At 67.9% G+C, this 13,455-nt stretch carries 9 protein-coding genes; 6 read left to right on the forward strand and 3 right to left on the reverse strand.

The window, feature by feature from the left end:
• Nucleotides 1-3: 3 nt before the first annotated feature.
• Genes NY1_RS23350 through NY1_RS23360 form a run of 3 tightly spaced genes read left to right on the forward strand, consistent with a single transcriptional unit; the run spans nt 4 to nt 4,675 of the window.
• Nucleotides 4-1,503, forward strand: coding sequence for a hypothetical protein (locus NY1_RS23350; protein ID WP_067717220.1), 1,500 nt, complete (start codon nt 4-6; stop codon nt 1,501-1,503).
• A complete protein-coding gene (locus NY1_RS23355) occupies nt 1,500-2,969 on the forward strand; it encodes a glycosyltransferase (protein ID WP_067717223.1) in 1,470 nt (489 codons plus the stop codon). Before NY1_RS23350 ends, NY1_RS23355 begins: the two co-directional genes overlap by 4 nt.
• On the forward strand, nt 2,966-4,675 hold the full coding sequence (locus NY1_RS23360) for an ArnT family glycosyltransferase (RefSeq protein ID WP_233434443.1): 1,710 nt from the start codon (nt 2,966-2,968) through the stop codon (nt 4,673-4,675). Before NY1_RS23355 ends, NY1_RS23360 begins: the two co-directional genes overlap by 4 nt.
• Before the next feature lie 3 nt (nt 4,676-4,678).
• Here NY1_RS23360 and NY1_RS23365 read toward each other — a convergent pair whose 3' ends face one another.
• Nucleotides 4,679-5,842: a beta-mannosidase gene (locus tag NY1_RS23365; protein ID WP_084535275.1), complete on the reverse strand. Its 1,164-nt coding sequence runs from the start codon at nt 5,840-5,842 to the stop codon at nt 4,679-4,681.
• A 47-nt stretch (nt 5,843-5,889) separates the two neighbouring features.
• The gene (dnaE, locus tag NY1_RS23370) at nt 5,890-9,444 is read right to left on the reverse strand and encodes a DNA polymerase III subunit alpha (RefSeq protein ID WP_084535248.1); all 3,555 of its coding nucleotides are present in this window, start codon (nt 9,442-9,444) and stop codon (nt 5,890-5,892) included.
• A 149-nt stretch (nt 9,445-9,593) separates the two neighbouring features.
• Between dnaE and NY1_RS23375 the strand changes: the two genes are divergently transcribed.
• On the forward strand, nt 9,594-10,691 hold the full coding sequence (locus tag NY1_RS23375; RefSeq protein WP_233434444.1) for a sensor histidine kinase: 1,098 nt from the start codon (nt 9,594-9,596) through the stop codon (nt 10,689-10,691).
• Here the strand turns inward: NY1_RS23375 and NY1_RS44690 are convergent.
• Nucleotides 10,682-11,953 carry an FAD-dependent monooxygenase gene (locus NY1_RS44690; protein ID WP_067717715.1) on the reverse strand — a complete coding sequence of 424 codons (1,272 nt, stop codon included), beginning with the start codon at nt 11,951-11,953 and terminating at the stop codon, nt 10,682-10,684. The genes NY1_RS23375 and NY1_RS44690 overlap by 10 nt on opposite strands.
• 73 nt (nt 11,954-12,026) lie before the next feature.
• Here NY1_RS44690 and NY1_RS23385 point away from each other — a divergent pair, with 73 nt between their 5' ends.
• Together NY1_RS23385 and NY1_RS23390 are read left to right on the forward strand one after the other, a co-directional pair.
• A complete protein-coding gene (locus tag NY1_RS23385) occupies nt 12,027-12,599 on the forward strand; it encodes a TetR/AcrR family transcriptional regulator (RefSeq protein ID WP_067717231.1) in 573 nt (190 codons plus the stop codon).
• A 7-nt stretch (nt 12,600-12,606) separates the two neighbouring features.
• Nucleotides 12,607-13,392: a LytR/AlgR family response regulator transcription factor gene (locus tag NY1_RS23390; RefSeq protein WP_067717234.1), complete on the forward strand. Its 786-nt coding sequence runs from the start codon at nt 12,607-12,609 to the stop codon at nt 13,390-13,392.
• Nucleotides 13,393-13,455 lie beyond the last annotated feature (63 nt).

The raw sequence follows: 13,455 nt of genomic DNA on the forward strand, positions 1-13,455 counted from the left end.
GCCATGACCGCCACCGTGGAGGAGACCCGCGCGCCGGAACGACATGTGCCGTGGCTGACCGTCTTCCGGCTGGTGCTGGTGGTGGCGCTGACCGGAGCGGCGTTCTGGAATCTGTGGGCCGAGCTGATCGAGGACATCGAACAGGGCTCCGATATCGGCTATTTCTTCGCCCTCCCGGTGCTGGCCGCCTTCGCCGCCACCGGGATGGCGCTGCGGCGCGGCCCGGAACTGCCCATCTACGACCGCCAGACCGATATCATCGCCGGTCTGCTCGGCCTGGTGTGCACGGGCGCGCTGATCGGGCTGCTGGTCCTGCGCTACCGCTACGAATACGAGATCTGGCATCTGGATCTGCTGGCCGCGCCGCTGTTCCTGATGAGCGTGAGCATCCTGCTGTTCGGGCTGCGGCCGGTGTTCCGGTTCTGGCCGGTGTGGCTGCTGGTGCTGCTGTGCGCGACCCCGGTCCAGTACCGGCTGCTGGTGGTGCTGCTGGGCGGCTCGCACGTGGCGGCGGGCGCGGTGACCTTGATTCCGGCGGCGGCCGCGGCGGCCATCGGTTCCGGACGCACCCGCGGCCGGGCACTGGCGGGCGCCCTGCTCGCGCTGGTGGCCGGCGCGATCACGCTGTTCGTGCTGTGGGTGTGGTTCCCGGACGCGCCGCTGCTGGTCTATCAGCTGATTCCGCCGGTGGCGGCGGTGTATTCGGCGACCACGGTGATGTACTTCGATCAGCGGAACTGGGCGCACGCGCGGCCGCTGGACCGGCCGATGCTGCCGCACACCGCATCCCGCTCGCCGAGCGCCCTGGCCACGGCGGTAGTGGCGGCCGGCCTGGTGGCGCTGATCCCGCCGCCCGAGGAATACGAAATCAAGATCGCGGACCTGCCCGGGATGTCGGTCGCGAGCAATCCCGCCACACCGCCGGGCTGGCAGCTGCTGAACGAGCGCCAATACCCGTGGGCCTCGAGGTACTTCGGCTCGCACAACAGCTGGAGCCGGCAGCAGTGGCGGGCGGTGCGCGGTAATCCGGAGTGGGACAAGGAATCCCGGCGCCGTCGGATCATGGTGGACGTCATCCGGGTGCGGCAGTCGCGCAGCCTGGAGTACTACCCCGAGTTCACCATGTACGCGCTGGCGCAGCCGCGGGTGAGCCCGCCGCGGCGCATCGATCTCGGGCACGGCGTGGTCGGCCGGCTCAATACCGTGGTCGACGACCGGCAGCTGCTCAGCTGGACCTGGCTGAGCTGGAACTGGGAGGGCCGCGACGGCGCGGAACGGGTCAGTCTCATCGCGGCCGACAATCATCTGCCGGACGCGGCGTTCCCGCAGCCGAACGCCTCGGTGACCGCGCTCATCCAGAATCAGGCGCACCAGGTGCTGCGCGGCAATGCGGTGATCATCGACCCGGAATCGGATCTGGGCGATCCGGAATCGGAGTACAAGGACGAACCCATGCTGACCGCGGTGGCGCGCGAGGTGGTCCGGATCGGAGCGGGCGGATGAGCGAACTTCCCGGCCTGGCCACCCCCGCCGAACGCGAGCGGGCGTTGCACGCGGCGGTGCACGGGCTGCGCGAGGACGATCCGATGGCCTCGGCGTCGGTGGCTTTCCTACCGTGGCAACGCAATACGGTGCTGGCGGTGTGCGCGGTGGTGCTGGGGTGCGCGGTGTTCGCGCCCATGCCCACGCTCACCGTGGTGATCGCGGCGGCCACCCTCGGGTACATCGCGGTGATGGTGGACCGGGTGCTGGTGTTCGCGCGGGGCATGTCACGCGATGCCATCCTGACCATCGACGATGCCACGGCGCGGGCGCTGCCCGACGAGCAGTTGCCGCCGTACACGATTCTGGTGCCGGCCTACGGTGAGCCGGAGGTGGTGGGTGATCTGATCGCGGCGCTGAACGGGCTGGACTATCCGCGCGATCGGATGCAGGCGCTGCTGCTGCTCGAGGAGGACGACACCCCGACCATCGAGGCGGCGCGGCGGGCCGGAATCGGTACGGCCGGTAGTGAACACATCACCATCGTGCTGGTGCCGGCGGCGGATCCGCGGACCAAGCCGAAGGCCTGCAATTACGGATTGCATGCCGCGACCGGCGATATCGTCACCATCTACGATGCCGAGGACATTCCCGATCCGCTGCAATTGCGCCGGGTGGTGGCGGCTTTCGCGGGCCTGCCGCGGTCGGTGGTGTGCATTCAGGCCAAGCTGGCTTTTCACAATGCCCGGCAGAATCTGCTGACCTCCTGGTTCACCATGGATTACGGGCTGTGGTTCAGCTTCCTGCTGCCGGGTTTGATGCGCAGCAGTGCGCCGATTCCGTTGGGCGGCACCTCGAATCACTTCCGGCGCAATGTGCTGACCGCCATCGGGGCGTGGGATCCGTACAACGTGACCGAGGACGCCGATCTGGGAGTGCGGATCGCGGCGCGCGGATACTCCACGGCCGTCATCGATTCGGTGACCCTGGAGGAGGCCAATCCGGATGCCATCAACTGGATCCGGCAGCGGTCGCGCTGGTACAAGGGCTATCTGCAGAGCTGGCTGGTGCACGCGCGGCGACCGGTCGAACTGTGGCGCAAGATCGGGCCGGTCAGCTTCCTGCGGTTCACCCTCATCCTGGCCGGGACGCCGATCATCGCCTGCCTGAACCTGGTGTTCTGGTTCGTCACGCTGGCCTGGATCTTCGGCCAGCCCGAGGTGATCGAGAAGATGTTCCCGGCGGCGGTGTACTTCCCGGCGCTCATCGCGCTGGTGCTCGGCAATGCCGCCACCGTGTACATGAACATGATCGCCTGCCGGGAGAACGACCGGCCGGACCTGCTCCTGGCCTGCCTGACCTCGCCGCTGTACTGGGTGCTGATGGCGGTCGCGGCGGCCAAGGGGTGCTGGCAGCTGGTGCGCAATCCGTCCTACTGGGAGAAGACCTTCCACGGTCTGGGCACATCGTCGGAGGACAAGTCGTGAACCGCGCGCCCCGGGTGGTGTTCGCCGCCGCCACGCTGCTGTATCTGGTGACCGGGACCTTCCTCACCGCCGGGCGGGCGAATCTCGTGGGCGATGCGCTGAGCCGGGTCTCGGCCACCCAGTCGGCGCTGTTCAGCCGGGACCCGCACCTGTCGGCGATCGGGTTCGTGTTCACGCCGCTGACCTCGCTGGCGCAGCTGCCGTTCGTGGCGTTCTCGCAATGGTTCCCGGCCATCACCCGCTGGGGTTTGTCCGGGGTGGTGATGACGGCGCTGTTCATGGCGGGCGCGGTCACCATGGTCTGGGGCATCGGCGTGGATCGCGGTGCGCCGCACTGGTTGTGCGTGCTGATCACCGCCGTGTTCGCGCTCAATCCGATGGTGGTGTTCTACGGCGGCAACGGGATGAGCGAGGCGCTGTTCCTGTTCTGCTGCTGCTGGGCGGTGCGGCGGCTGATGCGCTGGGTGCGCACCGACGGCGTGCACGATCTGGTGGCGGCCGGAATCGCGCTCGGCCTGGGCTATCTCACCCGCTACGACGCGCTCGCGCCCGCGATGGCGGCGGGGGTGCTGGTGTTCGGGTTCAGCTACCGGCGACGCACCACGCAGCGCACGGCCGGGGCGGTCATGGATTTCGCCTTGCTGATCGCGCCGGTGGCGCTGGCGTTCGTGGTGTGGGCGGCCACCAGCTGGCTGATCACCGGGCAGGCGTTCCAGCAGTTCACCTCGCAGTACGGCAATTCCGCGATCCTGCAGCAGTCCGGGGCCGGGGAGCCGGACCATCCCCTGGAGGCCGCGCAGTATTCGATCGGGGCCATGCTGATTCTCGCGCCGATCCTGCCGCTGCTGCTGCCGGTCGCCGCGGCGCTGGCGGTGCGGCGGCGGGATTGGCAACCGGCGGTGCCGATCCTGCTGTTCGGCGCGGTGCTGGCGTTCCAGACCCTCACCTACGTCACCGGTTCCACCTTCGCCTTCCTGCGGTTCTATATCGCGGCGATTCCATTGACCGCGATTCTGGCGTTGACGCTGGTGCCGGAGCGTGGATTCCCGCCGAGCAAGCGGCTGGGGAAGTACGCGGACGTTCCCGGTGAGAGCACGAGCGAGAACGGCAGTGGGCGTGTGGATCCCGGCCACGAGCACGCCGGGATGACGGGGGCCGGTACGCCTCGGGCGGCCGTGACGGTTGCGGCGGTGCTGGTGTCCGTATTGCTCATCGGCTCGCTGCCGGTGACCGGGATGGGGATGAACAGCCAGCTGATGGCGGTGCAGGAGTATCCGTTGCGCGCCGTATTGTTCCCGGACCCGGACAATGTCTCGGACAAGTACGCCGACGCGGCCCGCATCGCCGCCACCTTCTCCACCGAGCGGAAGCTGGCGAACTATCTGGACGCCCTGGATCTGCCGCCGGGTTCGATCGTCATGGACACCGTGTACGGCTTCGCGGTGCTGGTCGCCTCCGATCGCCCGGACCAGTTCGTCATCCCGTCCGATTCGGACTTCGTGCGCAATCTCAATCGCCCGGTGGAGCGCGGCGTGAAATACATTCTGGCGGTGCCGAATACCGGTCGCGGCACCTCCGACGCCATCAACCGGCGTTATCCGACCATGTACGAGAACGGCGCGCAGATCGCCACCTTGGAGCTGGAGATCCCCAATGACGGCGCCGGGCAACCGGATTGGCGGTTGTACCGGGTGATCGGCAGCTGAGGCTCAGCCGAGCGTGGTCTTGGCCGCCACCAGCTCCCACAGCGGGTCCTGCGGGCCGACATCGTAGGTGCATTCGTCGGGCCGCGGATCGGGCACATAGGCCCAGATCAGCGCGCCCGCCGTACCCGCCGCCCGCTGCCCGGTCATGCGGCGGTCCACGATGTCGCGGCGATCCTCCAGGGTCTCGCAGGAGCCGGCGTATTCGCCGAGTTCGGCCACCAGCAGCGGTTTCCCGATCTCCCGGGCCAGCGTGATGCGCCGCGCCAGACCGTTGTTGGGGCCGCCGGGCAGCGGATTGCCGTCCTCGGAGTAGTCGTGATACTCGACCACGTCGATACCCGCCGATTCGCTGACGTAGCGGAAAGCGTCACGGGCGATGCCGCATTGGCTGCCGCCCACGAAACCGGCGAAGATCAACCGGTGCGGGTCCAGTCCGCGCACCAGCTCCCCCGCCTCGTCCATGAAGTGCCGCAGCACCTGGGGCGCGTCGCTGGGGCAGGTCCGGTGCCGCAGATCGCAGCCGCCCCGATTGCATTTGCTCACTTCGGGTTCCCCGACCAGCTCCCATCCGGCCAGTACCGGCGAACCGCGCCAGCGGGAGATGGCGGTGCGCACCCAGTCCTGGAAGCTCATGATGGTGCGGCCCAGGATCCGGTTGGATTTCTTCCAGCCGTCGATATACCACTCGCGCTGTTTGAAGATCTCGTCGCCGCATTGCCCGGCCTGGTCGGTGAGCACGGGCAGGATCAGCCGCCCGTGTTTCTCGGCCGCCGCGAAAACCCGGTCGGCGGCCCGGAAGTCGAGCTCGCCGGATTCCTTGTCGAGGGCGAAGGCCTGGAACATGCCGAACCGGGTCAGTGAATGCTCGGGCACCTGGGCGAAGAAGGCGTCCAGATCGACTTCGGCCCCGCACCCGAAATTGATCGAGTAGTCGGTGGCCAGCTGCGGCCCGTTGAAACCCGATGGCCACCACGGCTGTCCGCGCAGGCGCAAACCGTCCGGCCCGGCGCTGACCACCGCTGCGGCCGCGGGCGGCCCGCCCGGCGCCGGCGCCTGCCGGACCGAGGTGGTGACCACCGAATGCGGGTGATCCTCGCAGGCCGTGGCCGCCAGCAGCGCCAGGGCCGTGAGCACGGCGAGACTGCGCACACGCGGTAGGGCCGCCATGATCAGCACCCTACCGCCGTGACCAGCGGATTCCGGGGAGGTGCGGATCAGCTGGCGAGGCACCCCGGGCCGAGCAGCGCTTTCAGATCGCCCATGAGCGCCGAGGACGGGGAGACCCGCAGGTTGTCGGCGACCTTCAGGGTCGTGGTGCGGTCGCGGGAACCGACATGCTTGATGTGCACGTCCGCGGTGCCCGGATGGCTGGTCAGCACCCGCTTCAGCGCGCCGATCTTGTCGGGCGTGCACAGCCGGGTCGGGATGATCACCGACAGCGGCTTCTCCACGCCGATATGCGAAAGGTCCGGCACCACCAGGTCGTTGGCGATCAGCGAGATGCGGTCGTCGCGGGCATTGACGCGCGCCTTGACCAGCACGATGGCGTCCTCGGTGACGTCCATGCCGTACACCGAATAGGACTGCGGGAAGAACAGCACCTCGATGCCACCGGAGAGGTCCTCCAATTGCGCCGACGCCCAGGGCATGCCGTTCTTGTTCACGCGCCGGGTCACATTGGCGAAGATGCCGCCGATGGTGACCTGCGCGCCGTCCTTGACATCGCCTTCCAGAATGGCCGGGATCTGGGTGTCGGACTGGGCGGCCAGCACGTGCTCGACGCCGTTGAGCGGATGCCCGGACACGTACAGGCCCAGCATTTCCCGCTCCAGCGCCAGCTTGTGCTTGGTCTCCCATTCCTCGTCGGGGACCTTCACATTGAAGACGCTGGCGATCGAATCATCGCCTTCGTCCAGGCCGCCGAAGAGGTCGAACTGCCCGATGGCCTCGGCCTTCTTGGTGGACATGACCGCGTCGATGGCGTCGGAGTGCACCAGCAGCAGGCCCTTGCGGGGATGGCCGAGCGAGTCGAAAGCGCCCGCCTTGATGAGGGATTCGGTGACCTTCTTGGTGCAGGCGATGGCGTCGATCTTGTTCAGGTAGTCGGAGAAGTCGGTGAACTTCGACTTCTCCTTGCGCGCGGCGATGATCGAGGCGACCACGTTCGCGCCGACATTGCGCACCGCGCCCATGCCGAAGCGAATGTCATTGCCCACGGAGGCGAATTCGAGTTCGGACTCGTTCACGTCCGGCGGCAGCACTTGGATGCCCAGGCGGCGGCAGTCGGCCAGATAGACGGCGGCCTTGTCCTTGTCGTCACCGACGGAGGTGAGCAGACCGGCCATGTATTCGGCGGGGTAGTTGGCCTTGAGGTACGCGGTCCAGAAGGACACGAGACCGTAGCCGGCGGCGTGCGATTTGTTGAACGCGTAACCGGCGAACGGAAGAATGGTGTCCCACAGCGCCTTGATGGCGGGTTTGGTGAAGCCATTGGAGATCATGCCCGCTTCGAAGCCCTCGAATTCGGCTTCCAGCACGGAGGCTTTCTTCTTACCCATGGCGCGGCGCAGAATATCGGCTCGGCCGAGCGAGTAACCGGCCACCTTCTGCGCGATCTGCATGATCTGTTCCTGGTACACGATCAGACCGAAGGTGTCGCGCAGGATGTCCTTAAGGGGCTCCTCGAGCTCCGGATGGATCGGTTTGACCTCTTGCCGGTTGTTCTTGCGGTCGGCGTAGTCGTTGTGCGCGTTCATGCCCATCGGGCCGGGGCGGTACAGCGCCAGCACGGCCACGATGTCCTCGAAGCCGGTGGGCTGCATGCGGCGCAGCAGATCGCGCATGGCGCCGCCGTCGAGCTGGAACACGCCGAGAGTGTCACCGCGCGCGAGCAATTCGTAGGTGGCGGGATCTTCCAGCGGCAGCGTGTCGAGGTCGAGTTCGATACCGCGGTTGTTCTTGATATTGACCAGCGCGTCACCGATGACGGTGAGGTTGCGCAGGCCCAGGAAGTCCATCTTCAGCAGGCCGATGGCCTCGCACGACGGGTAGTCCCAGCCGGTGATGATGGCGCCGTCCTGCGCGCGCTTCCACACCGGGATGGCGTCGGTGAGCGGTTCGCTGGACATGATGACCGCGCAGGCGTGCACGCCGGCATTGCGGATCAGGCCCTCGAGGCCGCGGGCGGTCTCGTAGATCTTGTTGACGTCCGGGTTCGTATTGATGAGCTCACGAACCTCGGCGGCTTCCTTGTACCGCTCGTGCTCGGGATCCATGATGCCGGACAGCGGAATGTCCTTGGCCATGATCGGCGGCGGCAGCGCCTTGGAAATCTGGTCGGCGATGGCGAAACCGGGCTGGCCGAACTGGACGCGAGCCGAGTCCTTCAGCGCCGCTTTGGTTTTAATCGTACCGAAGGTGATCACCTGGGCGACCCGGTCGCTGCCCCATTTGTCGGTGGCGTAGCGGACCATTTCACCGCGGCGGCGATCGTCGAAGTCGATATCGATATCGGGCATGGACACGCGCTCGGGATTCAGGAATCGCTCGAACAGCAGACCGTGCGGAATCGGGTCGATATTGGTGATGCCCATGGCGTAGGCGACCAGCGAACCGGCGGCCGAACCACGGCCCGGGCCGACATTGATGCCGACCGAGCGCGCGTAGGTGATGAGGTCACCGACGACGAGGAAGTAGGCCGGGAAGCCCATTTCGTTGATGACGCCGAGCTCGTACTTGGCGCGCGAGACGTAGTCGTGCGGTACTTCGCGGCCCGCGAACCGGCGGTCCAGGCCGGCCATCACCTCGTGCTCGAGCCAGGTGGCCTGGGTGTAGCCCTCGGGCACCGGGAAGATCGGCATCCGGTCGCGGTGCGCCCAGACATCGTCGTAGGACTGCACGCGTTCGCCGATGAGCACCGTATTGTCGCAGGCCCCAGGCACTTCCGCGTCCCAGATGGCGCGCATCTCCTCGGCCGACTTCAGGTAGTAGCCGGAGCCGTCGAACTTGAAGCGGGTCGGGTCGGAGAGCGTCTTGCCGGTCTGGATGCAGAGCAGCGCCTCGTGGTTGGCCGAATCGCTCTCGTGCACGTAGTGGCAGTCGTTGGTGGCCAGCGGCGGGATGCCGAGCTTGCGGCCGACGTCGAGCAGTCCCTCGCGCACCCGGCGCTCGATGGACAGCCCGTGGTCCATGATCTCGAGGAAGAAGTTGTCCTTGCCGAAGATCTCCTGCCACTTGGCGGCGGCCTCGAGGGCTTCGCGTTCGTGGCCCAGGCGCAGGCGGGTCTGCACCTCGCCGGACGGGCAGCCGGTGGTGGCGATGATGCCCTCGGCGTGCTCGGCGATGATCTCCGCGTCCATGCGCGCCCACTTGCCCAGCTGGCCTTCGATGGAGGCGAGGCTGGACAGTTTGAACAGGTTCCGCAAACCGGTGGCGTTCTCCGCGACCATGGTCATGTGGGTGTAGGAACCCGAACCCGAGACGTCGTCGCTCTTCTGCGACGGGTCGCCCCACAGCACGCGCTTGGTGTTGAACCGGGACTCGGGGGCGATGTAGGCCTCGATACCGATGATGGGCTTGATGTCCATCTTCTTGGCCGAGTTGTAGAACTCGGAGGCGCCGTACATATTGCCGTGGTCGGACATGCCGACAGCGGTCATACCCAGCCGGTTCGCCTCTTTGAACAGAGGCGTGATCTTCGCCGCGCCGTCGAGCATCGAGTACTCGGTGTGGTTATGGAGATGGACGAATGATCCCGACGAGGCTGACACCCAGACATACTAAGCGCCCCCACCGACGGGTTTCGAAGCCACGCGGAGCCGAGCGCGAAGATCGGCGTGGCGTCCTCGCGTGTCGCGTTGCGTCCCCGGTTCGGCCGTGGCGAATGTCACTGCGGGAGCGGCACAGTGATAATCGGGCGATGAGATGGTTTCGCCGGACCGTCACCACGCCGGCCGAGCGGGCGGTGCACATGGCGCTGCACACCGCGTCCCTGGCCGCGAAGCCGTTGCGGCGCGGGCTCACGGCCGAGTCGGCCCGGGAGGCCGCGCCCTCGCTGCGGGCGCTGACCGGAGCCGAGGCGCTCGGTTTGTCCGATTCCTCGGGTGCGTTGCTGGCCTGGGACGGTCCGTACGGAGCGCTCGAACCGGTCTTCGCCGATGCGGCGCGGCGGGCCGTGGAAACCGGGCGGCCGGTGCTGGTCTCGGGGGCGGGCACCGAAGGACGGACCCTGCTGGCGCAGCCGATGGTCACCGAATACAACGGTATGGTCGGGGTGCTCGGCGCGGTCACCTCCGAGCGCCCGGATCCGGGCATGCTGGGGGCGGTGGCCGAGGTGGCGCGATACGCCTGCGGGCAAATCGAACTCGCGGAACTGGATGCCTCGCGGGCCCGCTTGGATCGGGCGGAAGTGCGGGCATTGCGCGCCCAGATCTCACCGCATTTCATTTACAACGCATTGAATACCATCGCCTCGTTCGTGCGCACGGATCCGGTGCGCGCTCGCGAATTGATTCTGGATTTCGCGGACTTCACCCGATATTCGTTCCGGAGCGCCGGAGAATTCACCGTCCTCGCCGACGAACTGAAGAACATCGACCGGTATCTGATTCTGGAGCGCGCCCGCTTCGGCGATGCTCTGCAGGTGCGCCTGCAGATCGCCCCCGAGGTATTGAACGTGGTGCTGCCGTTCCTGGCCTTGCAGCCGCTGGTGGAAAACGCTGTGCGGCACGGGCTCGCGGCCAAAGCGGGCGGCGGGACAATCGTCATCACCGCGGTCGACGAGGGCACCGATTGCGTGGTGAGCGTCGAGGACGACGGGGTGGGCATGGATCCGGAACTGCTGCGATCCGGCGGCCTCGACGCCGCCGAGGGGGCGCACGTGGGGCTGGGCAATGTCGACGATCGATTGCGGGCCGCGTTCGGCGACGACTACGGATTGGTCGTCGACACCGCGGTGGGCGCCGGCACGAAGGTGAGTATGCGCATACCCAAGTTCCGCGCCGGAATTCAGGTCTGAGGCGGCTCCCAGGAGAGCACCGAGTCGAGACTGTCCAGCATCGAACGCGACGAGGTCAGCCGAACGAGCATGTCCCGCAACCGAGTTCCGCCGGGGAACGTCCAATGCGCGACCGCGCCGATCACCCGGGACCGCCGCGCGATCGCCTGCGTCCGCGGCCGCCGCACCCGGTCGTACTCCGCCAGCCCCTCCCCCACCGGCACCCCGTCCAGCACCGCCGCCAAAGTGACCGCATCCTCGATCGCCTGATTGGCCCCCTGCCCCAGATTCGGCGTCATGGCATGCGCCGCGTCCCCGACCAACGCCACGCCCGCACGGACGAAGGTGTCCAACGGCGGCAGATCGTAGATGTCATGCCGGAGCACGCTTTTCGGATCGATGGCCGCCAGCGCGCCGGGTATCGGATCCGCCCAGTCACCGAACCGCCGCGAAAGCTCCTCGAATTCCCGCCCCGGCCGCCGCTCCCCCGCAGGCGCGTTCGCACAACCGAAAACATAGGCGCCACCGTCGGACAATGCGGCGATACCGAAACGCTCACCGCGCCCCCAGGTCTCACCGCTGCTGAACGCGAAGTCCAGCGGCGCGGTGATCGCCCGCCACACGGTGTAGCCCGCGTATCGGGGCGCGGGCGCGTCCGGCCACAACGCCGCGCGAATCACACTGCGAATGCCGTCCGCGCCGACGATCAGATCCGCTTCCGAGACACCACCCGTATGCACGAGCTTCAGCGCAGCCGACCCCGGCGCCGCGGCCGGTCCCTGGTCCGCCGCCGCGTCCATCCCCGCTGCCAGGTCCTGCCGCGTTACCGACTCCTGCCGCGCTACCGAACCCTGCCGCGCGTTCAGGTTCTGTCGCAGGACAGGTCCGTTCTCGATCCCGGTGACGGTGGTGCCGAGCCGCAGCGCGCCGGCGGGCAGGGCGTCGGACAGGATCGCGAACAGTTCGGCGCGGGGTAGCACCACCAGCGATCCGTAGCGGCGCTCGAGTTCGGCGCTGTCGGTGGTGGACAGCCAGCGGCCGGTTCGGTCGCGGATGCCGGCGTCCAGTTCGACGCGGCCGGCGGCGCGTACCCGGTCGCCAATGCCGAGTGCGTCCAGGGCGCGAAGGCCGTTGGGCCACAGGGAGATACCCGATCCGACCTCGCCGATTTCGGCCGCCTGCTCGAGCACTTCGACCTGCCAGCCGCGCCGGCTCAGGGCGATGGCGGTCGCGAGACCGCCGATGCCGCCGCCCACCACGATCGCCGTTCGTGATTCGCTCACGATATCCTCCACTACAGCTGTAGTTTGCCGTCACTACAGTTGTAGTCCGACCGAGCGGAAAGAGGAAGACACCGTGACCGACACCACGGACCGCCGCGCCGTACTCGCCGATGCCGCCATCACGGTGCTGGCGCGCAGCGGGTTGCGCGGGCTCACCCACCGGGCGGTCGATCAGGCCGCGGGGCTGCCGGAAGGGTCGTGCTCCAATCTGTTTCGCACCCGCGAGGCGCTGCTCACCGGCACGGTCGACCGGCTGGCCGAGCGCGACAGTGGCGAGTTGCCTTCGCGGGCACTGGAACTCGGCAGTATCGAGCAGGTCGCCGAGCTGCTGTGCACGCTCATGACGCGCTGGCTGGGACCGGATCGGAAACGGATGCTCGCCCGCTACGAACTCGCCCTGGAATCCACGCGGCGGCCGGAACTGCGGCGCGCCCTCGCCGACAGCGGGGCGCGATTCCGGGCGCTCGCGGCGGAACTGCTCGCCGGATTGGGTGCACCGGACGCGGAGGCGCGCGCGCTCGGGTTCGTGGGCTGCGTCGACGGGTTGATGTTCGATCAGCTGGCCGGTGCGGGCGCGGATTCGCTGGATGCCGGACAGCTGCGGGAGACGCTCACCGTCCTGCTCGGAGCTTTCACCGTACGATAGTCCGGCTGTGACTCAGACCACCGACACCGGACCCGGCACGCTGCGGGTGCTGGCCGTAGACGACGAGAAGCCGGCTCTGGACGAGCTGGTGTTCCTGTTGCGCGCGCAGGCCGAGGTGGGCGATATCCATCAGGCCGGGGACGCGACCTCGGCGCTGCGGGTGCTGCGGGCGCATCCGGTCGACGCGGTGTTCCTCGATATCAATATGCCGGGGCTGGACGGGCTCGAACTCGCGGGCGTGCTGAGCGAATTCGCGCATCCGCCCGCGGTGGTGTTCGTGACCGCGCACGACGACAAGGCGGTCGCGGCGTTCGATCTCGGGGCGGTCGACTATCTGCTGAAGCCGTTGCGGGAGGCGCGGCTGGCGGAATCGGTGCGGCGGATCGTGGCCGCGCGCACGGTCGCCGCGCCCGCGCCGGGGCAATCGGATCCGCACGAGGTCATTCCGGTCGAGCTCGGCGGCGTCACCACGCTGGTCGATCGCGCGGACGTGAGCTGGGTGGAGGCGGACGGCGACTATGCCCGGCTGCACACTCGCGACGGTTCGCATCTGGTGCGGATTCCGCTGTCCGAGTTGGAGAATCGGTGGCGCGAGGCCGGTTTCGTGCGGGTGCACCGGTCGTACCTGGTGGCGCTGCGGGAGGTCACCGGATTGCGCACAGCGGGGACCGCGACGGTGGTGCGCTTGCGCGCCGAGGGCGACGCGCCCGCCGTCGAATTGCCGGTGGCGCGGCGTCAGGTGCGCGAGCTCAAGCAAAAGCTGGTCCCGCCGCGCGGCAAGGGCCTACGGTGAACGCCGATCCGTCGCGTGAGCACCGTTGGCGGCTCCCGGAAGTCGGGGCTGGAACGCTCCGCT

This window comes from Nocardia yamanashiensis NBRC 100130, from assembly GCF_001613325.1.
GTDB lineage: Bacteria > Actinomycetota > Actinomycetes > Mycobacteriales > Mycobacteriaceae > Nocardia > Nocardia yamanashiensis.

Excerpts from the sequence above, each read along its gene's own strand:
- NY1_RS23350 (WP_067717220.1), top strand. The coding sequence starts at position 4 with ATGACCGCCACCGTGGAGGAGACCCGCGCGCCGGAACGACATGTGCCG.
- NY1_RS23355 (WP_067717223.1), top strand. The coding sequence starts at position 1,500 with ATGAGCGAACTTCCCGGCCTGGCCACCCCCGCCGAACGCGAGCGGGCG.
- NY1_RS23365 (WP_084535275.1), bottom strand. The coding sequence starts at position 5,842 with ATGGCGGCCCTACCGCGTGTGCGCAGTCTCGCCGTGCTCACGGCCCTG.
- NY1_RS23375 (WP_233434444.1), top strand. The coding sequence starts at position 9,594 with ATGAGATGGTTTCGCCGGACCGTCACCACGCCGGCCGAGCGGGCGGTG.